This window comes from Bacteroidota bacterium, assembly GCA_026391695.1.
Classification (GTDB): domain Bacteria; phylum Bacteroidota; class Bacteroidia; order Bacteroidales; family JAGONC01; genus JAPLDP01.
The window spans coordinates 13,076-34,115 of record JAPLDP010000040.1 but is presented as its reverse complement, the minus strand read 5'-3'; the positions used below and the strand labels follow the sequence as shown (position 1 = coordinate 34,115).

Here is a 21,040-nt window from a genome sequence, read left to right as displayed (position 1 = left end):
TCATTTCTTCCTTGCGCTTCGTATTTTCAATACTTGCCGAAACATCACCGTTTGCAATTTTTTCGTCATCAGCTAGCCTGGCTTTCATACTCAAATCAATGATCATTGAATTTTTTCTTTTACGAAAACTAGCAGCAGCACTGCAATGATGGTCAGTACCAGTGAAAAGCAGAAGGGAGCGATGGGATTGATTTTATCCCATAACAGGCCTGCAAAAAATGAAGAAGGCAGGGCGCATAAGCCGACGACCATTTGAAAGCCGCCCAGTGTGCTGGCCCTGAACTGCGATGGAGACAGCTCGGCGACAAAGGTCTTTTGAACCGGCTCTATGGCTCCTTTATGCAGTCCGTATATGACAAAGGCTCCGATAATGGCTGCATGACTGTGCAGAAGGATAAAGACCAGGCTGAGGATACCCCAGAGGATGAAAGAGAACATGAGTACCTTTTTCCGGCCAATTCTATCCGACAACCTGCCAAAGGGTAATGAAACTATGGATGCTACGGCTGTGGCAATGAGATAAAGAACAGGAACAAATCCTGTCTTAAAACCTGCATCTTTGGCAAAGATCAGCAGAAACGAATAGCTGAATGACCCAAGGGCAAAGAACGCACTCAGGACCAGGAATAACCTGAAATTCCGGTCCAGATCCTTAAACGATATCCCCTTGAAGATTTTGATCTTCGATTCTTTTTTTTCTTTGATAAGAAATATCACAAGCAATGCGCCGATAAACGATGGTATGGCTGCCAGGAGGAAAAGCTTCTTATAGCCGAGAATATTGAATAACACGATGCAAAGCGTTATCCCGACCACAGCACCGAGGTTGTCCATAGTTCTCAGGAGTCCGAAGTTCCTGCCTCTGTTTTGACCGGTGGAAATATCAGCGATGATGGCATCGCGTGGAGCACTTCTTATCTTTCCTGCCCTGTCGAGTATCCTGAAAGGGATCAGGTGTTGCCAGAGAGTTGAAAAGGCATAGCCTATGCGAGATGCTGAGCCAAACAGATATCCAGTCCATACAAATACCTTTCTTCGCCTTATCCGGTCGGAAATGTATCCTGATGCTGCCTGTGAGAGGGAAACCAAGGCCTCGCCGAGGCCATCGAGAAATCCCAAGACAGCCATATTGGCATTCAGAACGGAGGTGACAAACAATGGCCAGATCGGGAAAATGATGTCGGAACCCATGTCATTTAAAAAGGAAGCCGCTGCGAATGTTCGCAGCGTCTTTTTGGATTCACTTTCTCCGGCCTGAGAAACGGCTGCAAAAGACTGTGACTCATCTGACGCTCTGCTACCGCTATTTTTTTTGAGGTATGGCATTCTGAAATGTTGAATAACCTTATTATCCGGATGTCCTCAGATTAAATGCTACAAGTTTTAATTGGCCTCACCCCCCGTCCCCCTCTCCTCCAGGAGAGGGGGTGAAGGGGGTGAGGTGATTTCTTCATTATGCTTACTTAAGCGCAATGTACATTGTGGTGATGCCGTCAAAGAAATTCAGAACGGCCTGTTGTTCACCTCGGCTTCCTCATGATTCAGATTTTGTGTGGTCTTATTGTGCATATGATTAAATCTACCAGGGAATAAAATGATCAATAGGATAGCAAGATCTGACGGACGTCTTCCATCAACCACATAGGCGTAGATGTTGCTCCGCTGATGCCTACGGTGTCACCTGGCGAAAACCAGTCACGCTGAACCTCCTGAGGGGAGCTTACATAAAAGGTCATCGGATTCTGCTCCCTGCAGATCTTAAATAGCACCTTTCCGTTTGAGGAGTGTTTTCCGGCCACAAAAATGATTTTGTCATATTTCCTGCAGAAGTCTTTCAACTCAAACTGCCGGTTTGATACTGCGCGGCAAATCGAGTCTTTGACAATGACCGTAATTCCCGAGCGTTCCAAATAACTGATGATGTCGTGGAATTCATCCAGGCTCCTCGTCGTTTGGCTGTAAAGGGTGATTTTTGCCGGCATTTTGTTAATATCAAGATCTTCGATTTTTTCAAAGACAACAGCTTTATTTTCTATCTGGCCATTAAGCCCGATGACCTCTGGGTGGTCCTTTTTGCCGAAAATAAAAATATGCTCATCCTGGCCATGCGATTTTTTAATTTTATTATGCAGCTTCAGAATGATCGGACAGGAGGCGTCAATGATCTCGTTATTATTCATTTTGGCGATATAATAACTTGAGGGAGGCTCACCATGAGCCCTGAACAGGATTTTTTGTCCATGCAGTGTTTTTAGTTGTTCCCTGTCAATGGTAATCAGTCCTTTTTTTTCCAGCCGCCTGATCTCTTCCTCGTTGTGGACGATCTCGCCAAGGCAGTAGAGTTTGTCTTGCTTATCGAGGATCTCTTCAGCTTTTTTAATGGCACTGGTCACCCCGAAACAGAATCCTGAACTGCTGTCGATCTCGACTTTAAGATTCAATCTGTTTGTCATCTGATATATTAAGTGCCGTATATCTGTATTGTATTCCCTTCATTATCTTCAATAAGAATGAACCTGAACTCTGATAATGGATCTTTGGTGATATCGATGAGTATATAGACCTTGTTGTATTTGAGCTGTTTGGTGAGTCCATCCAGATCGTCGGTGAAAAAAGCTAATTTCAGGTACCCCTGAAGAAATTCAATCCCTTCGGGCAAGGTCATTTCCTGTTTTGGAAGAGACTTGTCATTTTCAATAACCTCGATCTGGAAGTCGCCACGCTTGATAAAATACACCTTGCCCCGGAATTCCGGAAGTTCGAAAACCTTGAAGGTTTTGAATCCGAGGTTTTGCTCATACCAGTTGATCGTTTTTTTTGCATCGCTGACCACAATGGCAACGAGATAGGGCTTTATCGACAGTTTGTCAATATCAACCTGTGCTTTCAGGCCTGGGGATATTAAAAGGAACAAGAAAACTATACACATTATGAAACAAACGATTTTCTTTTTCATCTTTCCCGGAATATTATGAATTAGGATTAATCATGCTACCTGACACGTGCATACCTGACGAATCATTATCCGAACGATTCAGTTTTAAATTTTTTCCCATCTGTTTTACAAATAATCTGTGTGACTCCTCTTCCGCTCATTAAAGCGGCGGGGAGGCCGCCACCGGGTATGACCCAGTGCCCGGCCATATAGAAATTATCGAGGCCGGGGAGTGTCTTTTTAAGACCTCTGAAGCCTAAATGAGGAGTAAGCACCCACCCTTCAAAGCTGCCACGCCAGTTGTTTGTATACCGTATCACAGTTGATGGCGTTGATACATCAATCATCTCCAGTTTGTCTTTGACAGATCCGAAACGCGCATCAAGAACCTCGATCACTTCCTTTGCAATACGGTTTTTTTCTTCTTTATATTTTATCAGATCCCTCGCTTTGAGTTCAACCCAATACTGGTAGTTGTAAGTTGGAAAGAGGGCAATGATGACTGTTTTCCCGGCAGGAGCCAGAGTCGGATCAAAATGGAAGATGCGCGCATCCACCGTATCCGCTGTGTGATTCTCATCAATGACAATGGGCTTTTGGGCTGGTATCACAATACAATCAGGCGTATCCTCAAATGTGCGTGCCACTCCCAATGCGACCTGGACATAGGATGAAAAGGGAAGATAATTATCATAATACCCCTTTATGGTTTTATCAATGTATTTTCCTTCCAGCATTTCAAAAATAGTATAGTGCCCGTCGGCAGCCGAAATAACAATGTCGGCACTGTGTGTTTCACCTGATTTCAATTGAATTCCTGAGGCTTTGTCTGTTTTACCGTTTCCTTCTGTCAGGATCTTGCTTACTTTCTGGTTGTAATGTATTTTGCCTCCTAATTCGAGAAATCTTTTTTCAATGTGCTTTGAAAAATTAAGTGATCCTCCGACGGGATATCCGGCGGTTTTCTTGTGTAACCAGGCAGAAGTGAAGATCAGGAAAATGACCGACATCTCATTCACGAACAGGTGCTTAAAAGTCTTTTGTAGCAAGGGATTCTTGATTTCAGGAAGTAAGTCATTGATACTTATACGCTCCCATTTCATGAGATCGCCTATATAGGGCATCACTTTGAAAGTCATCTTTAGCATATCGGAGAAATTATACAATTCCTCGGTTTTTTCACTGGGAACATTGAATTTCGTGAATCTTCGTATGCTCCTGCAATAGGTCTTAATAAACTTTTTATCTTCAGGAGCTTTATCCAGCAGTTCCTTCTCAAGTTTATCAATATCGGCAAAAAAATCGATATAATGCCCCTGATCATCTTCAACCCTCATAAAAAGATCCGGATCAATGAAATGTATTTTTTTCATGTCGACCAGTTCATTCCAGAGATTGTACAAGGGGTCATTCGGACTGGAGCCGACAAGCCAGTGAATACATCCATCAATGATATAGTTGTCGCGTTCCCAGGATGTACAAAATCCTCCGGGCAAGGAATGCATTTCGAAAATTTCGGTGCGATAACCATTCATTTGCAGATAACATCCGGCTGACAGCCCTGCTATACCAGCGCCAATGATGACCACTTTTTTTTCTTCCATAGCATGATCATTTTAGTGAATTGGAGAATCGTTTTAGTGCGATCATTTTGATAATTTCCTGTAATCTTCCCTTACCGGAGAAAAAACATCAATAATCCGGCAATCCGTGAGGGCTTTTCCTTTATGCTTTACATTTGAAGGTATGAGAAAAACTTTCTCTTTGTCAAGGATGTAGGGAGTGCCATCAACGGTGAGTTCAAACCGGCCACTGATGATATTCGATACCTGTTCATGCGGATGAGAATGCTCTGGCGTTTCTGCTCCGGCCATGATCCTGAAATGGGCAGTTGTCATCTGTTCACCGTGGATGAATTTCACAAAATATCCCGGGATGATCTCAATTTCTTTCTGGTCTTTTAAGTTAGCGATTGGCATAATTAGGAGGAGTTTATTGACCTCACCTCCCGTCCCCCTCTCCCACAGGAGAGGGGGTGAAGGGGGTGAGGTGATTTGGTTAAATACCCCGCAGTTTGTTGCGGAATTTGAGTCCAGAGCTTGCTCTGAGGTTCATACTGACTGATTTGTTTGTATGTTTACTTGGCGACGGTCTCATTTTTCTTATGTGATTTCGTTCCTGTCTTGATTTTGTATGATATGATTCGGTAAGCAAAAGTAAATAAAGTAGTCATAAAGATTTAAGATGCCGGCAGTATATTTTCTCACGAATTTAGCTAATTTCGGGGCTATAAAATTAACCTCACCCCCTTCACCCCCTCTCACCGGGCACTGACCAAAAACTATAAGATGATCCCCATGAAGGGTGTAGGACATTTCATTCAGCTTGAAGATCCTGCAACATTTAATCATTTGCTGAATACGGCTGTGCTGGATATTCTATTTTTGAATGGCAAGCGGGGGTGAGGCAGGCCTTCTTTCCGCTTACGCTTTATAAAATCGATTTTTGGCTTTTCCGAATGCTTCCCTGCCTTCACTAACGGTACGCAATAATCTTTCTCTGGAGTGATCGTGCATGCGATTATTTTTAATTTGTTTTAGAATCGGATTTCTCTTTTAAAATCCGGTCTATCCTTAAAAAACTATCCCAATATTTTTCTTTTGTCATCTCTTCCCAATGAATATGAAGATAGCGGTATTGAAGAGTTTGCACCTGGCATAACATAATCAGAAGAAAAATTAAGGTGATAAATATTACTCGGATTTTCCTGGTCATGAAAAGATTGAAGGAATATCCAAGAAGAATGGAAAAAAAAGGCAGGTAATCCACAAAAACCCGTGATGAGAAGCCTCCTCCATACCACCAGTTCCACCACGAGGAAAAAATATAGATCAGCAAGGCGAAAAAACCAAGAAGGCTCCATCCTTCAAAACGGTTTTTCCTGAATAACCAGATAAAGCCACACATCGAAATAAGGAATACCGGAGTGTAAAGAAACAGCCCCTTCTTATAACTGAAAAGTATCTCAAGGATATGTGGGTGTGCGAAGTTAAATTTCTCACCGGGATAGGTATAAACCAAAAATTCATCCGACTGGATCTTAAATAAAACCAGCTGAATAAAAATTACAGATAAAAAAACAAGTACTGAAGGGATCAAAGCTTTAAGGTTGCTGAGCCCATATCTTATGGCATTTTTCAAACGTTCACCATCTCCGGCAATGAATGGAATGGATGCGGCAATAATCGTATTCACCGGGCGGATTAACACGATAATACCCAATGTTATGGCTATGAAGAAAAGCCATTTTGATGATGGCGACCGGAAATAGCTTTTCAATGAATAGATAAATAACGTGATAGCCGCGAATGAATAGAGGTGTGACATGGAAGGCTCTCCAATCACATAATAGAACAGGTTGGTTCCAAAAACAATAGCCGTGAGTATTAGACTGATTATCCCGGCTTCAAATTTAAGGGATTCAAGAATCCTTTTCAGGTAATAGAGCCCGACAAAAAGGTAGAATAAAGCTCCAATATTTACAAAAATTGCATAAAATTGTGAATACCCGTCGGCTGGATATCCGAAAATGATGGTCAGCAGGTGTGCGGCCAGAAAAAATGGAAGGAGGCACAACGCTGTTCCACAGGTGAATTTATTCAGAGTGTGACCTTCATGAAATATGCGGTAATCGAATATCCTGTTTTTATCGTAGGAGTTTTGTAACTCGGTTTTTTCATAAAAGCCAAAATTCAAGTCGTGATAGATGAAAAAAGCCGGTAACCAGGCATAATAACCTTTGCCATCCGACTGGATCAGCCGTGGCCATTGTCCTTCACCCCAGTTGACTTTTACTGAATATAGTAAGCACAACACCGGAATTATGATCGTGATATAGCGGTTTATCAGTTTCATGTCCTTAATTGGCCTCACCCCCCGTCCCCCTCTCCTGGAGGAGAGGGGGTGTAGGGGGTGAGGTGGTGTGATTAAATTCCTTGCAGCTCGCTGTAGAATGTGAAGCCCGGCCGGCAATTTTTTTATTGATACTGTTCACAATGGAGTGCAGGAGGTGAATATCCTCTTCTCCAAGCAGGTCAAGCCGCTCCATGATGCGGCTATGCAACGCCGGATTCTTTTTTATGTTGATGAATTCCAGTATGTCATCCACCTTATGTTTTAGAATATTGAAGGAAAGCTTATTGACAGCCTGCTTATGATTTTCATCAATTTTAAGAGATAGGGGAGATAGCGCATAGGCGTAAATCATGACTGCCTGTGCCAGATTCAGTGAAGGATAAGATACTTTCATCGGAATACTGGTCAGGATATGGCAGCATTGTAATTCGGTATTTGTCAAACCCGATTCTTCGCACCCGAAAACAATAGCCACCGCATTAACAGATTGCCCTTTATTTTGAATGATATCCAACAGGTTTTCAGGTGTATAATTATTGTGCTTGATCTTTCTTTTTTTTGAGGTGGTGCCAATAATAAAATCAATATCACGGATAGATTCTTCAAAGGAGGTAAATATGAGGGCATTGCGAAGTATCTCATCCGATCCGTGAGCCAGCCATAATGCTTTTTCATCCGGATAATTAATAGGATTGACCAGCCGTAATGAGCTGAATCCCATCGTCTTCAGCGCTCTCGCCGCCGCGCCGATATTTTCTGGTACAGCCGGACTGACCAGGATGAAATGGATGTGCATGAGGGATTAATGGTTACAGGTTACAGGTCACAGGTCACAGGTCACAGGTTTCAGGTTGAACGTTAAAATTAAATAAAATCTTAAATTCTACTGGCAATAATTTCCAACAAAATGTTTTTATCTCATTAACAATCTTCTAACACTCAACATACAACATGTAACTTGCAACTTGCGACTTGTAACCTGTAACTTGCAACTTTCAGTTTGCTACTTAAAGCCCCAACTCAGCTGAACTCACTGTCCGCTATTGTTCACCGGCTATTCATTTTCGAACAGTCTGGAGATATTGTCATTCAGAATGATCCAAATAAAAACTAGGAATTCAACGAGTTAAATAATATGGCATAATACCTGATGTGACTTTCCATCTTTTTCTGTTTCATCCATCCTAAAACATCACTATGATTCGACACGTATTAAAAGCTATCATACTGATCATTTTATCATTACTTTCCAATTCAGTATTTTCACAGAAGAATATATATACTACGGCTAAGATCACGGGAGAACCTCCGGTGATAAATGGAACCTGTGATGATAAAGCCTGGAACATTGTAGCGTGGGGTGGTAACTTTACACAGATACAGCCTTATGAAAACAGGCCACCCTCGCAGCCGACATTTTTTAAGATCATTTATGATGACAATAACCTGTATGCAGTGATATTTTCCTATGACAGCGTTCCGGGAGAGATCGTGAAGCGCATGTCGCGGAGAGATGGGATGGAAGGTGACCTGGCCGAGATTCAGATCGACAGTTACAATGATCAGCGGACAGCATTTTCTTTTACGATCAGTGCCGGCGGCGTGAAAAACGACCGCATAATTACTGAAGATGGTAACTATGAAGATGATACTTGGGATCCCATCTGGTACGTCAAAACATCGGTCACAGATTCCGGATGGATCGCCGAGATGAGCATTCCACTCACACAATTGCGATTTAATAAGAATGAAAACCAGGTATGGGGTCTTCAGGTTGGAAGGAAAATTTTCAGAAATGATGAATATTCGGCCTGGCAGTTTATTCCACAGGATGCTTCGGGATGGGTGCACATGTTTGGTGAATTGCATGGCCTGACCGGCTTAAAGCCAAAACGTCAGATTGACATGACCCCTTATCTCGTGGCTAAAGAAGAATTCTATGAGAGAGATGAAGAAGATCCGTTCTCAAAGGGTTCTGAAATGAAATTCTCTGCCGGCCTCGATGGTAAAGTGGGAGTGACCAATGATCTAACCCTTGATTATACCATCAATCCCGATTTCGGCCAGGTGGAGGCCGACCCGTCGGAAGTCAATCTGACCGCCTTTGAAACTTTTTTCCAGGAGAAACGTCCTTTCTTTATTGAAGGGAAAAATATCTTTGATTTTCCGTTTATCATCGGTGACAGCCAGTTGAGCCGCGACCGCCTCTTCTATTCACGCCGTATCGGACGCGCACCCCAGTATTATCCCGACCTGGATGACGATAAATACATCGACACACCTGATAATACAACTATCCTCGGTGCATTTAAATTGACAGGCAAAACCAAAGACGGATTATCGGTAGGAGTGATGGAGAGTGTCACCGCCCAGGAGATAGCTGAGATTGATACGGAGGGCTCAAGAAAAAAAGTGGAAGTCGAGCCTCTAACCAATTATTTTACCGGACGGGTGCAGCAAGATTTCAATAAAGGCAACACCATTTTGGGTGGAATGATTACTGCGACAAACCGTAAGATCACAAATCACGACATAGATTTTCTTCCTGATGCTGCATACACCGGTGGCATTGATTTTCAGCAGTTCTGGAAGGATAAATCCTATTATGTCAGGCTGAAGGGCGTGGTCAGCACAGTGGTTGGTGACACGGCAGCCATCACCAATATCCAGCGCTCCTCGGTGCATTACTTCCAGCGGCCTGATGCGACATATCTGAAGGTTGACTCCTCCAGAACCTCACTGGCAGGTGAGGGTGGAACTATTGAGTTTGGGAAAACCGGCGGCGGTCACCTCAGCGCCATTGCATGGGTCACATGGCGGTCACCCGGCCTTGAGCTCAATGATATGGGCTACCTCCGAAGTGGCGATGAGGTTTTCCAGGTGGTTTGGATGGGTTACAGGATATGGGAACCATTCAGCATTTTCCGGAGTATTAACATCAACATGAACCAATGGACCGGCTGGGATTTCGGCGGCAGAAGCACCTATTATGGTGGGAATATCAATTTTAATACACAGTTTAAGAATTACTGGTCGTTCGGCATGGGTGTCAACCAGGATGGCCCCAGCCTGCTCAAAGCGGAGTTACGCGGCGGACCGTCACTGGCATACCCCCCGGCAAGCAGTACATGGTTCTCGATATATTCGGATGACAGAAAAAAGTTTTCCTACGGAGCATGGTTAAACTATGCCGTGGCACCGCTCAACCACGATATATATTCACAGGGAGGGCTTGACTTTATTATACATCCTGTCAATGCACTCAGGATTTCTTTGTCACCTTTTGCCATTTTCAATCAGACCCATCTTCAATATGTGGACATATGCGAGTTCAACAATGAAGACCGTTATGTGATGGCATATATTGACCAGACGACATTCGGGTTAACGGCAAGGGTGGATATTAATATAACACCCGATATCACTTTGCAATACTATGGTCAGCCGTTCGTGTCGGCCGGTGATTATACCGAATTCAAAAGGATAACCGATGCGCATGCAGATAAGTGGACCGACCATTATCTCGCATATTCAGATGATGAGATATCCTATGATGCGGAGAATGAGATATACTCTGTAGACGAGGATCATGATGGCACAGCCGACTATAGTTTCGACAATCCCAATTTCAATTTCAAGCAGTTCCGGTCAAACCTGGTCTTCAGGTGGGAGTATATACCCGGATCAACGCTGTTTCTGGTCTGGTCGCAAGACAGGACCGGAGCGGATGTAAATGGACATTTCAATTTTAACAACGACTTCAGCGATTTATTTCATATTTATCCGGGTAATGTCTTCCTCATCAAGGTGTCGTACAGGATTGCTATTTAGCGTAAATTATTCAGGTTTTAATCTATAATCTATTATTTAGCACAACTGTCATTCTCCATCATATTCCCACGACCCTGTTGCCCTTGTCCCCTCCGGTACCGGTGCATCATGCCTTTTCCTTTCCCAATTCCTTTACCTTGGCCCTGGCAACCATACAATTCAAAGTACAATGCAGAAAGCCTTTCGCATTGGGCAGGATTACAAATTTCTTTCAAAGCTATATATTGTTTTACAGAAGCTTTTTGCAGTTGCTTCTGTAACAAACAAATTTCATCTGCGCAGATGTTAAGTAGGCTTGTATCAGGTTTATCTTTGGCAAGTTCTTCAAGGAGTTGACTCCGGTAGTTACGAATATTGGTGGTAACTGGTTCGGTTGACTTCCTATAGTCAGCGAGGATGACCTCAACTTTTTCGGATTGAGACGGAGATAATGACAATTCTTTCCGGAATAATATTCCCGGATTTTCTCGGGATTGCTGGGTTGATGCATTGGAATGGCGTGAATAAAACACAAGAAAAGTGGTCAATGCGGTAAGGTTGATGACCACCAGGAAGATCAGCAACCAGAAAACTAGCCTGTTTTTTGAAAAGAAGTTCATGGTATGGGTTTTTAATAATTGTCAAAAAATGTATTATCCTCATCAATAAAATCCGGAATATTAAGTCCCGATTTCATTACCTGAATATCATTCTGATGATTTATATTTTCAAAAATCTGTGGTTCCCTTTGCTTAATGATTGAAAAACCAATAATAACAGCGATGAGCAGTAAGAATGACGCTGAGATAGGACGAAGGATCCTCTGAAATATAGGATATGGCTTTTCTCTTGTGCCTTCCATTTGGGATTCTATTCTTTGTAATATTCGAGTCCGGATGAATGGATTGGGCTCATCGGACTTTTTTTCTTCAATGAAGGATGTGACGGATTGGAAATTTGAAACAATCCGGGTACACTCCTCGCATGAATAAAGATGATCTTCAAATTCTTTGTATTTCCTACCTGAAAGTTGTTTTTCCTGGTAAGAAAAAAGATTACTCCGAACAAAAAAGCAATCCATCTTATTTGTTGTTTTTTGCATATTCCGAAAAATAATTCACTAATTTCTTTTGAAGTTTCAATTTTGCCCTGTGAATAAGGGATTCAACAGATGAAAGAGACAGATTCATAATCTCAGCTATTTCTTTATAGGTTATCTCTTCATATTTATTCAAAATGAATGCTATTTTCTGGTTCTCGGGCAATGAATTGACAGCACTATCAAGGATTTTTTTTTCTCTTTGTCATCGTTCCTGGTATCTATTATTGCAGGTTCAGAATCATTTCTATTCGTTTCATCATGTGAAACCTTTATGAATGTTCCCATCTGGTGTAAAAAATTTCTTCTTTTTTGCCTTCTCAGATGATCTAACGATTTATTTACTGTTATTCTGTATACCCAAGTATATAGTGAAGAGTTTTTCTTATATCGGCCGATGGACTTGAGGATCTCAAGAAAAACCTCCTGTGACAAGTCCTCAGCATCTTCCATATTTGCCACAAAATAATATGCAGTTTTAATGACATTTTTCTGATAGTTATTAACGAGATATTGAATTGCTTCCTTGTTTTGAGTGATAAGCCCATCTACCAGTTCCAGTTCAGTCATTCTTCAATGCATTTGGGGAAAAGAAAGGAAGCCAAAATATTCCGAAAATTAGGAATATTTTGGCTTCTCAGTTAATCGTAGGCTTACTTATTCTTGTCGTCGCTTTTCTGGAGTTCAGTGGCAGGTGTATTTTGATTCCCGCGGCCATGCCTGTGTTGGTAACCATATCCACCTCCGCAACAATTTCCTTTACCTTGTCCATGACGATGCTGATACACCATGCCATAGCCATTGGGATTTCCTTTTCCTTGTCCTGTATTCTGACGATTATCACATATACCATCCCCGTTTTTGTCAATGAAATTTGCACCGTGGCCATTTTTCATCCTTGCCTGGTAATTGTCACAAACCCCATCTTTATCGTTATCAACAAATTTTCCAGGTACAACTTTCGTTGTAGTTTGCTGGTCCTGTAAATTTTTTTGTGTATTGGTGGTCAATGCGTTTTGTGAAAATCCCTGGAAAGCAATAAATGACACCAATGCCATTAATACTGTAATTCCTTTTAAAGTTTTCATAGTCTTGCTTTTAATTTGATTAAACATCTGTTTCATATATAGACGCACTGGAAGAAGAAAACTTGCACTTAAAAGGATTTCTTTCTGCAGGTTTCGCCTAAAGCCTTAAATATCACCATAGTATCCGACCTTGAAAAGTCACTTTAGCAGCATCTTATTCTTGCCTAATCATGAAATTATTGCAGAAAGAGCGAATACAAAGGTGATAACGATACTTGGACAAAAGGGATATACCATTCCCCGGGATTATTATTGCCTAAAGAAATTTTCTCAAATTCACAAGGGCCCGGATCGTAACGCTGGATTATTGATTTTGCATCATGCGCGTAATGGAGAATACATTCCATCCATTTTCTTTTACCATTTGCATGGCCGGCTGATTCTGCATGATGGCGCCACCCCATTGATTAAAATCGAATACATGAGGGTTTTCGAACCAGTTTTCGATGTTCATGGTTAATCGGAAAGTCACCGTATCCTTATCTGCCATGGTGAATGAAGAACCTGGCAAACTCGCTTCAAAGTAATTCTGAACAAATGCATAAATCGAATCAACATTGTAATCATTTCCTCTATACAACTGGCCGATCCCCAGGTGGAAATTGAATGGCATGATAAATCCCGTTGTATCCTTCCATTTTCCGTTAATCATCATATAATGATAACCTCCGCCGAGAACTTCCGGCCAGAACATGTTCACCTCCGGAGGATTCACAAACATAAAGGATTTGTTTTTCGCCTCAGTTATCCCAAAGATAAAATTAATAGAATCATACGTTCCTGCAAGGATCTCATCAAAGACCTGGATTGTCATTGTCTCCGGAATATCTTCGTCGACATAAAAAATATCCTTCCAATCCCCGATTACTTTTTTTGATCCATCGTTACGGTAAAATGTAATATCAGAAATAAAGTACTTTACCTCTGTGATCAAGTATTCATTCCCTGCTGCATTGGTGTATAACAGTTCATTTTCCCTAAGGAGCTGACCATTTACCTGATGGTCAATTGAAAAAATGACTATTCCGGAAGGAATTACTGGATTATTATTGTCATCTTTTTTGCAGGCTGATACATAACTCACCAGGATAATCAGAAAACTGAGTCGGAACCAAAACCGCAAATTTCCCTTCATGGTCGTTAAATTTTCAAAATTACAGTAAAATAGAAAACCCGGCCTGGCTCATACAGACGTTTAGTACTGCCGACTATTCTTCGGTTTAAATGCTCGTAGTAAGGTGTATCGAACATGTTTTCCACCCCGATTACGAATGAGGCAAATTTGCATGGTGCATAACTGACCGATGCTGCAGCCGTAATAAACCCCGATGTTCTAAGTTCCCCATATGATTGGGAAACACGGTTTTGTTCACTCATCAACCTGACCGTAAAGCGGGGTAAGAGTTTATCCCGTAAGAATTTATAGGAAAATTGAACAGAACCTTCCAATGGTGGGATTTCCGGCAATGGATCATTCTTCACTTTTTCTTCACCAACAACCTGTCCATCAGAAATAGTATATTTCACTGCTTCAGGTTCGGTTCCATAGGTTGCTGCAACATTCACCAGCAATCCCCATTTTTTTACCGATGGAGTCTGGTAGGCCAGTTCAAACCCGGTAAGAAAGACTATATCGGTATTGGAAAACTGTTTAACCCCAGGCGCTCCCTGGGTCGAGGGTTTGATCACTGAAGGAGGTACTACTTTCCCAAGGATATAATCGGTAACCAATGAAAAGAAACCGCCAATTGAAAGACTGCCAAATGTTGGATGCAAAAAATCAAATGAAACATCTGCCTGGTAATTTTTTTCCGGTTTTAACTGTGGGTTGCCCAGGTAGTCATATGAATCGTACTGTACCGGCATAAGTTTGATAAACCTCTCCAGCAACGATGGACTGCGGGTTCCCCTTCCAAAGGCCGCACTGAGGTCAAAATGGGAAGAGAGTTGTTTTTTAATACCTAAACTAAAGCTCACATTGAAATAATTTGAGTTCAGATCATCAAAGTAGGAGACACCGTTTTTAACAAGCAGAAAGGTATCACTTGCGGTAGCCTGGTTATAATCGATTCGTAATGCAGTCGTAAAATCAAGTCTCTTCGTTGGAATCCGGTATTCGGCAAATGCCCCGGCATTGTTATAGAGCGCATTTAACCATACATTGGCATATTTGACAGAGATGAAGGTATCACCTTCCATCACCATTTTCATGGTCATCTTCTTTTCTCCATCCTTATAAATATGTTCGAAGTCGAATCCAACCTGCAGCTTATGAGTACCTGCTTGTATGTTTCCGGTCAGTTTACCACCAGCATTCCATGCATCTACAGTGGTGACTGCCTGCATGGTTTTACTTGCCTGCCTGTTCATATTGTCCATCACATGATGAACGGAAGAGAAATACCCTTGAAATTGTAACGATTGCCATGTTTTACCAAGGTCCTGAGCAATATAGTTAAGTGAAGAAATATTGGTTTGATCGAGCCGTTCATCCATGGGTAAAGCAGGATACATGACATTTTTCCCCTGATCATAAGCATAGGTAAGGATGATTTGGTGGTTCTTCTTAATTACAAAACCAGCCCCAGCCGTACCATAGATCTTTTGGAAAGAGGTGTTATAAATCTCATGATTACCGGCTGTATAACTTCCATAACCCTTATAACCACAACTGGTATTTAAGAATATCTTATCGTTACCACCGGACAGTGCAATGTGCTCACGCTGCCCGTTCCAATTTGACTCGAAACCATACAATACTTCCCCATGAATTTCAGGTTTCGCGTATGGGTGGGGCAGTTCTGTTTCCAGATTGATCAGTGCACCCAGTACCGGTCCGTATTTCAGTACATAGGGTCCCTTGATGATCTCCATTTGCCGGATATTCTCACTTTCGACATGAGCTGCCACCGGGTCCATCCTGTTCGGACAACCTCCTTCAATCTTAACTCCGCTATTCAATAATACTGTGACCTGGTTGTATTTGAATCCCCTGACGACAGGATCAATGCCAACGCCCCCTTTCCGGATTCCCGAAACATTGGGCGTCTGGCGAAGAAAATCACCAATATCCCTCACCGCTTTAAATTCAAAGGTTTTTGAAGGAATGACCTTAATGGGGAAGAAGTTTACGGATTTACCATAAACTTCGACCTCTTTGAGTTGCAGTGTGTCCTTCAAAAGTGTTTCCTGGGCTTTCATCGCACCTGGTAATCCAGGGATTAAACAGGCAGGCACAATGATTCTAAAAAACCATAAATGATTCTTAATGGAGAAGTTTCTCATGGTTCATAATTTCGATACCATGTTTACCTATATTTTTATTTTTTAAGGATTGTATCCAGAACCTTTTCCTTTGCCAATTTCTTAGTACAGAAAAACCAATCATAGCATTTCATATCCTCATCTTTCGACTCCATCCTGTCTTTGGCTACACCACATGAACCTGCAGTGGGAACGATTACATCATCACCTGGACGCCAATCGGCCGGAGTTGCAATTGAGAAAATATCAGCGGTTTGCAGGGCAATTATTACCCTGTAAAGTTCATCGAAATTCCGGCCAAGACTCAACGGGTAATAGATTATCGCCCTGATAATACCCTTTGGATCAATAAAGAATACAGCCCTGACTGCCTTTGTGGTACTTTCACCAGGCTGTATCATGCCATATTTCTTAGCTACATCCATTGTGATATCCTCAATCAAGGGAAATTTCACTTCGACGTCCTTCATTCCTTTGTACTCAATCTTTTCTTTGATCGTTCGCAACCACGCAATATGGCTGAATAAACCATCAACAGAAAGTCCGACGAGTTTACAATTGGCCTGTTCAAATTCCTTCTCCAATTTGGCAAAGGTCATGAACTCGGAAGTGCAGACCGGGGTAAAATCAGCCGGATGGCTGAATAGGATTACCCATTTGCCGGTATAATCGTCCGGGAAATTTATTTCACCCTGTGTCGTCACTGCTTTAAAAGCAGGAGCTGAATCTCCGATGCGTGGCATAGAGATTACATTTTGATTTGTTTCCATAAATTTTAATTTTTAACATTGGCTTTTATTACAAATTTATTGTAAAAATGTTCTTTTTTATATTTTCTCTAACGCTTGGCTCAAATCGTCGATGATATCCTTGGCATTTTCAATTCCTACTGAGAACCTTACCAGATCGTCCGAAATACCGGCTTTTTCTTTATCTTCTTTTGAAACTCCGGCATGGGTCATTGAGGCAGGATGCTGGATCAGTGTTTCAACTCCTCCCAGTGAAACAGCTAAAACGGCAAGATGGACATTATCCATCAGTTTTCTTCCTGCTTCAAGGCCACCCTTTAAACCAAAACTGATCATGGAGCCAAAACCCGACATTTGTCGTTTCGCCAATTCATATTGCGGATGAGAGGCCAATCCGGGGTATTTAATCCAAGCGACTTTAGGGTGTCCCTCCAGAAAACGAGCCACCTTCATGGCATTCTCCTGATTACGATCCATGCGCACTGACAATGTCTTTACTCCCCTCAGCACCATATAAGCCTGATGGGGATCCATATTGCATCCCATATACACCATGCAATGACGGATTTTTTTATACAAAACAGCTTCCTTGGTAACGATAATACCACCGACAATATCGGCGTGACCATTGATAAACTTTGTAACGGAATGAAGCACAACATCTGCTCCAAGATCCAATGGTTTTTGCAGGTAGGGAGAGCAAAAAGTATTATCCACAACCAACACTAAGCCATGCTCCCTTGCGATTTCGGCGCAGGCAGCAATGTCGGTAATATCCATCGTTGGATTTGCCGGTGTTTCGATATAAAGCACTTTGCTGTTCGGCCGGATTGCTTTTTTGATTTCTTCAATATCCGCAGTATTGACAAACGATGCTTCAACCTGAAAACGGGAGAAATCCTGCTCCAAAACACCCCGTGCTGGCCCATATACAGCCGCGGTACTGATAATATGATCACCGGCATTTAACAACGCCATATAAACACTTGTTATGGCTCCCATTCCTGAACTGGTGGCTACTCCACCGAATCCATTTTCCAGAGCGGCAATATTTTGTTCTAAGGCACGGATGGTTGGATTTGCTATCCTGGTATAAATATAGCCATCGCTTGCACCTGAGAAACAATCGGCACCGTGTTGCGCACTTTTAAAGCGGAAGGTTGAGGTTTGGTAAATGGGGACTGTAGCCGAAAGGAACTGATCCTCAATTTCTCCTGCATGGATTAGCTTTGTAGTAAAGCCTGCATCTTCAAGGTTCATGTTAGTTACTGTTAAGTTTTACAATAGGAATTATAATTTTAAAAGATAATGTACAAATGTTCATGTCATAATTCATTTCGCCTTAATCCCTTTCATTGTGATATATTCCAAAAGGAATTACCAGCCCGAAAGTTATCCTGCTGCCCATATTATAAATACCCACTTCCTTCAGCCTGCTAAGATGATCGTAATATTTTGTATCCAGCAGGTTTGTACCGCTAATATATAATGTCCATATCTGGTTTTGAACCTTAAGTTTGGTCCCCACATTGAAGTTCAGAAGAACATATCCTTGTGTAACGGTTTCAAAAATATCTATCCTGTCTTGGATAAAATGGGTTTCCAACTCAAGCTGAATGAATGGTTTTTTTAATGCACTGGCCTTTCGTGTCTTAAATGTCCATTTCACCTGGTCGGTCAGATGAAGTGCCGGGATAAAGGGTAAAGGAATGCCGGTCGATAGATTACCGCCCCATACATAATCGAGGTTATTATCGAAATGTAAGGCTTCCACCGGATGAATATCCAGCTCAAATTCAAAACCTTTCAGAAGTGAATTTCCCTGGGCATAACGGTAGACGGGGTACCATATACCATTCACCTCCTTTTTCTCCCCGTTAATATTCCTGTAATAAATAAAATTGTCGATGATGTTGTAAAACCCGTTAAATGCCATGTTCAGGTATTTATTATCCCACGAGATTTCACCGTCGATCTGCAGACTTGTTTCCGGGTTCAGGTCCGGGTTCCCGATCTCGTATCTGAAAGTGCCCTCATGAAGGCCATTCGCGCTAAGTTCTGATATATTTGGGGCGCGAAATCCTCTCCCGATATTGAATTTGAAATTGATTGCTTCGTTTAGCCTGAAGGTCATCCCGGTAGATCCGGTAAATGCTGAGAAATTTGTGCTAAAGGCACGGAATAAAGTATCGTATGAAGGAGCAGGATGCCCAAGGGTATCCAGGTACAGGGGATATACTTTCACATGCCTGTAGTCATAGCGCAATCCGAGATTAAGTGTGAACCTCTCCCGGGTTTTTTTTGCATACACAAACTCTCCCCAGTCCTGCAGGTCATAATCCGGGATCAGGTAATCTGTGCCATGATTACGGTTGATCTGGGTCATGCCTGAGATACCTCCGACAAGTTCAAGGGATTTGCCGAGAAGGTGGGTATACCGCAGATCGTATGTCCATGAATCTATGTGGAAAAACAATCCGGGAGCATCCGGTGTTTCCCCGAATTCTTTCCTTTTGTTACTTTGGTAACCGACACTAAACCTGATTTGGTTATCATTGAACAGCAGGTTTGTAATGGATGAGATTTTATTATGGCTCACAAGCTGGAAAGGAATGTCAATGGAATAGCTCTTAGCCCTTTCTTCTGAGACAATATTTCCCTGGTAATCAATGAACTGATTTGTAGCTGAATCACGTGTTCCGTCAATCATCCCGATTTTCGTATTGAACGAACTGAAATGCAGATGGGAGTAACCCCATTTCTTTACCACTCCAGCCATCAGTGAAAAGTTCTTTTCATCAAAACCTGAATTATAGACCCATTCCGTGGGAGTATGGTATGAAGCTGCTGTTTTATACGTTCCCCTTGCCCTCCATATCCAGCCGTTCTGGTTCCCTTCCACCATGGCCGAATTACCAAAAAGCCTGTTGTTAGTTGAAAACTGGGAAACCCATTCACCATCTATTGACCCAAGCTTCGCAGGAGTCTGCTCAAGAATATTAATGACTCCTCCCATTGCATCCGATCCGTAAAACAAGCTTGCTGGGCCTTTCATGACCTCAATGCGATCGGTCGAGAACTGATCGATCTCGATACCGTGTTCATCCCCCCACTGGTTCCCTTCCTGCCTAACCCCTTCGTTAATAGTAACGATACGGTTGTAACTCAGTCCCCGTATAACCGGTTTGGATATCTCTCCTCCAGTTGTAATCTCGGAAACCCCAGGTACTGTTGAAATTGAATTGATCAGGTTGGTGGATGGGACATGCAATAACTGGTCTTTATTGATAGGCGTTATTGAGATGCTGCTGCGGTCATTGTCGGACGACAGGGCATTTCCTGTCACCACGACTTCCTTTGCTTCGATTACAGAAGGGTTGAGTTGAAAATCCAGGGAGTGTACCTTTGATAGATCAATGGTAACAACCTCGGCCTTATACCCCATGTAACTAACCTGGATTACCAAGGATGTTTTAGGGAGATTGCCCAGCTTATAAAAGCCATCCATATCGGTCGATGTTCCGGCTTTCAGGTCAGGCAAATACAATGTTGCACCTGGAAGGATTTGTCCTGTTTCCTTGTCGATAACATGACCCGATAATACATTCTGGCTATAACTCAGATAGCTGCATAAAAGGAGGAATATATAAATAATAGGAAGTATCCTGTTTATCATAAATTGGAAACCTGTTTATGGATTGTCTATATAATTTTTTACAAAAATAATGAACATTTGTTCATAATGATAAAATATTTTGTACTTATGTCAAAAAATTAAAGAACATGCCAGGAATGAATCATAACGGTCCTGAGGGAAAGGTACCCTGTACCGGAAGAGGATTAGGCCCTTGCAGAAAACCATCAGTTTCATCCCCTGGTTCTGACGAATATAAATTGGTTAAAGGAATGGGATTAAAACGGAAGGCGGGAGGAGGACATGTGAAAGACCGAAGGTTGCAAACGGAAACCATTAAAAACAAAATTATGAAAATAGCGATTTCTGGTCAGGATGAAGACCTGACCATTTGTTTCTGTTCCCTTATATTATTGTAGTATGTTTCTGTTTCAGTGAACATAAGTATTTTGTTAATTATTGTTTTAAAGCAAAACTTTATGGATAATCAAATTCCAAATAGCTTCTCTCAAACACAGCAATTCAAGGTTGTTTTCCCAAAACACT

At 42.0% G+C, this 21,040-nt stretch carries 18 protein-coding genes; 2 read left to right on the top strand and 16 right to left on the bottom strand.

The genetic code is table 11. From position 1 onward, the window contains the following. Positions 1 to 102 precede the first annotated feature (102 nt). From NT175_06260 to NT175_06230, 7 genes are all read right to left on the bottom strand, one after another. Positions 103 to 1,326: an MFS transporter gene (locus NT175_06260; GenBank protein MCX6234315.1), complete on the bottom strand. Its 1,224-nt coding sequence runs from the start codon at positions 1,324 to 1,326 to the stop codon at positions 103 to 105. Between the two features lie 272 nt (positions 1,327 to 1,598). After that, positions 1,599 to 2,453 carry a 4-hydroxy-3-methylbut-2-enyl diphosphate reductase gene (locus NT175_06255; GenBank protein ID MCX6234314.1) on the bottom strand — a complete coding sequence of 285 codons (855 nt, stop codon included), beginning with the start codon at positions 2,451 to 2,453 and terminating at the stop codon, positions 1,599 to 1,601. A gap of 8 nt (positions 2,454 to 2,461) precedes the next feature. Continuing rightward, complete coding sequence (locus NT175_06250; protein ID MCX6234313.1) at positions 2,462 to 2,956, bottom strand: VOC family protein; 495 nt, start codon at positions 2,954 to 2,956, stop codon at positions 2,462 to 2,464. Positions 2,957 to 3,021: 65 nt separating this feature from the next. Further along, entirely contained in the window at positions 3,022 to 4,539 is a 1,518-nt protein-coding gene (locus NT175_06245; protein ID MCX6234312.1) for an NAD(P)/FAD-dependent oxidoreductase, read from the bottom strand. 42 nt (positions 4,540 to 4,581) lie between these two features. Beyond that, on the bottom strand, positions 4,582 to 4,914 hold the full coding sequence (locus NT175_06240) for a cupin domain-containing protein (protein ID MCX6234311.1): 333 nt from the start codon (positions 4,912 to 4,914) through the stop codon (positions 4,582 to 4,584). Between the two features lie 607 nt (positions 4,915 to 5,521). After that, complete coding sequence (locus NT175_06235) at positions 5,522 to 6,850, bottom strand: hypothetical protein (GenBank protein MCX6234310.1); 1,329 nt, start codon at positions 6,848 to 6,850, stop codon at positions 5,522 to 5,524. A 4-nt stretch (positions 6,851 to 6,854) separates the two neighbouring features. Beyond that, positions 6,855 to 7,646 carry a tRNA/rRNA methyltransferase gene (locus tag NT175_06230; GenBank protein ID MCX6234309.1) on the bottom strand — a complete coding sequence of 264 codons (792 nt, stop codon included), beginning with the start codon at positions 7,644 to 7,646 and terminating at the stop codon, positions 6,855 to 6,857. A 401-nt stretch (positions 7,647 to 8,047) separates the two neighbouring features. Between NT175_06230 and NT175_06225 the strand changes: the two genes are divergently transcribed. Continuing rightward, entirely contained in the window at positions 8,048 to 10,681 is a 2,634-nt protein-coding gene (locus tag NT175_06225) for a DUF5916 domain-containing protein (protein MCX6234308.1), read from the top strand. Positions 10,682 to 10,713: 32 nt separating this feature from the next. Here the strand turns inward: NT175_06225 and NT175_06220 are convergent, their stop codons facing one another. From NT175_06220 to NT175_06180, 9 genes are all read right to left on the bottom strand, one after another. Continuing rightward, on the bottom strand, positions 10,714 to 11,280 hold the full coding sequence (locus NT175_06220) for a periplasmic heavy metal sensor (protein MCX6234307.1): 567 nt from the start codon (positions 11,278 to 11,280) through the stop codon (positions 10,714 to 10,716). Positions 11,281 to 11,291: 11 nt separating this feature from the next. Next, complete coding sequence (locus tag NT175_06215) at positions 11,292 to 11,762, bottom strand: hypothetical protein (GenBank protein MCX6234306.1); 471 nt, start codon at positions 11,760 to 11,762, stop codon at positions 11,292 to 11,294. Between the two features lie 141 nt (positions 11,763 to 11,903). Further along, positions 11,904 to 12,329: an RNA polymerase sigma factor gene (locus NT175_06210; GenBank protein MCX6234305.1), complete on the bottom strand. Its 426-nt coding sequence runs from the start codon at positions 12,327 to 12,329 to the stop codon at positions 11,904 to 11,906. 83 nt (positions 12,330 to 12,412) lie between these two features. Then, the gene (locus NT175_06205) at positions 12,413 to 12,847 is read right to left on the bottom strand and encodes a hypothetical protein (protein ID MCX6234304.1); all 435 of its coding nucleotides are present in this window, start codon (positions 12,845 to 12,847) and stop codon (positions 12,413 to 12,415) included. 304 nt (positions 12,848 to 13,151) lie between these two features. Beyond that, on the bottom strand, positions 13,152 to 13,982 hold the full coding sequence (locus NT175_06200) for a hypothetical protein (GenBank protein MCX6234303.1): 831 nt from the start codon (positions 13,980 to 13,982) through the stop codon (positions 13,152 to 13,154). A 5-nt stretch (positions 13,983 to 13,987) separates the two neighbouring features. Next, positions 13,988 to 16,048: a TonB-dependent receptor gene (locus tag NT175_06195; GenBank protein MCX6234302.1), complete on the bottom strand. Its 2,061-nt coding sequence runs from the start codon at positions 16,046 to 16,048 to the stop codon at positions 13,988 to 13,990. A gap of 119 nt (positions 16,049 to 16,167) precedes the next feature. Further along, complete coding sequence (locus NT175_06190) at positions 16,168 to 16,881, bottom strand: peroxiredoxin (GenBank protein ID MCX6234301.1); 714 nt, start codon at positions 16,879 to 16,881, stop codon at positions 16,168 to 16,170. A gap of 57 nt (positions 16,882 to 16,938) precedes the next feature. After that, positions 16,939 to 18,120: an aminotransferase class I/II-fold pyridoxal phosphate-dependent enzyme gene (locus tag NT175_06185; GenBank protein ID MCX6234300.1), complete on the bottom strand. Its 1,182-nt coding sequence runs from the start codon at positions 18,118 to 18,120 to the stop codon at positions 16,939 to 16,941. Between the two features lie 82 nt (positions 18,121 to 18,202). Next, positions 18,203 to 20,536 carry a TonB-dependent receptor gene (locus NT175_06180; protein ID MCX6234299.1) on the bottom strand — a complete coding sequence of 778 codons (2,334 nt, stop codon included), beginning with the start codon at positions 20,534 to 20,536 and terminating at the stop codon, positions 18,203 to 18,205. Between the two features lie 107 nt (positions 20,537 to 20,643). Between NT175_06180 and NT175_06175 the strand changes: the two genes are divergently transcribed. Then, positions 20,644 to 20,913 (top strand): DUF5320 domain-containing protein, encoded by a 270-nt coding sequence (locus NT175_06175; GenBank protein MCX6234298.1) that lies wholly within the window; start codon positions 20,644 to 20,646, stop codon positions 20,911 to 20,913. The last annotated feature ends 127 nt before the right edge of the window (positions 20,914 to 21,040 follow it).

What these genes read in the sequence shown, in the direction of transcription:
- NT175_06260 (MCX6234315.1), bottom strand. Translation starts at nt 1,326, where the DNA reads ATGCCATACCTCAAAAAAAATAGCGGTAGCAGAGCGTCAGATGAGTCA.
- NT175_06255 (MCX6234314.1), bottom strand. Translation starts at nt 2,453, where the DNA reads ATGACAAACAGATTGAATCTTAAAGTCGAGATCGACAGCAGTTCAGGA.
- NT175_06250 (MCX6234313.1), bottom strand. Translation starts at nt 2,956, where the DNA reads ATGAAAAAGAAAATCGTTTGTTTCATAATGTGTATAGTTTTCTTGTTC.
- NT175_06245 (MCX6234312.1), bottom strand. Translation starts at nt 4,539, where the DNA reads ATGGAAGAAAAAAAAGTGGTCATCATTGGCGCTGGTATAGCAGGGCTG.
- NT175_06240 (MCX6234311.1), bottom strand. Translation starts at nt 4,914, where the DNA reads ATGCCAATCGCTAACTTAAAAGACCAGAAAGAAATTGAGATCATCCCG.
- NT175_06235 (MCX6234310.1), bottom strand. Translation starts at nt 6,850, where the DNA reads ATGAAACTGATAAACCGCTATATCACGATCATAATTCCGGTGTTGTGC.
- NT175_06230 (MCX6234309.1), bottom strand. Translation starts at nt 7,646, where the DNA reads ATGCACATCCATTTCATCCTGGTCAGTCCGGCTGTACCAGAAAATATC.
- NT175_06225 (MCX6234308.1), top strand. Translation starts at nt 8,048, where the DNA reads ATGATTCGACACGTATTAAAAGCTATCATACTGATCATTTTATCATTA.
- NT175_06220 (MCX6234307.1), bottom strand. Translation starts at nt 11,280, where the DNA reads ATGAACTTCTTTTCAAAAAACAGGCTAGTTTTCTGGTTGCTGATCTTC.
- NT175_06215 (MCX6234306.1), bottom strand. Translation starts at nt 11,762, where the DNA reads ATGCAAAAAACAACAAATAAGATGGATTGCTTTTTTGTTCGGAGTAAT.
- NT175_06210 (MCX6234305.1), bottom strand. Translation starts at nt 12,329, where the DNA reads ATGACTGAACTGGAACTGGTAGATGGGCTTATCACTCAAAACAAGGAA.
- NT175_06205 (MCX6234304.1), bottom strand. Translation starts at nt 12,847, where the DNA reads ATGAAAACTTTAAAAGGAATTACAGTATTAATGGCATTGGTGTCATTT.
- NT175_06200 (MCX6234303.1), bottom strand. Translation starts at nt 13,982, where the DNA reads ATGAAGGGAAATTTGCGGTTTTGGTTCCGACTCAGTTTTCTGATTATC.
- NT175_06195 (MCX6234302.1), bottom strand. Translation starts at nt 16,048, where the DNA reads ATGAAAGCCCAGGAAACACTTTTGAAGGACACACTGCAACTCAAAGAG.
- NT175_06190 (MCX6234301.1), bottom strand. Translation starts at nt 16,881, where the DNA reads ATGGAAACAAATCAAAATGTAATCTCTATGCCACGCATCGGAGATTCA.
- NT175_06185 (MCX6234300.1), bottom strand. Translation starts at nt 18,120, where the DNA reads ATGAACCTTGAAGATGCAGGCTTTACTACAAAGCTAATCCATGCAGGA.
- NT175_06180 (MCX6234299.1), bottom strand. Translation starts at nt 20,536, where the DNA reads ATGATAAACAGGATACTTCCTATTATTTATATATTCCTCCTTTTATGC.
- NT175_06175 (MCX6234298.1), top strand. Translation starts at nt 20,644, where the DNA reads ATGCCAGGAATGAATCATAACGGTCCTGAGGGAAAGGTACCCTGTACC.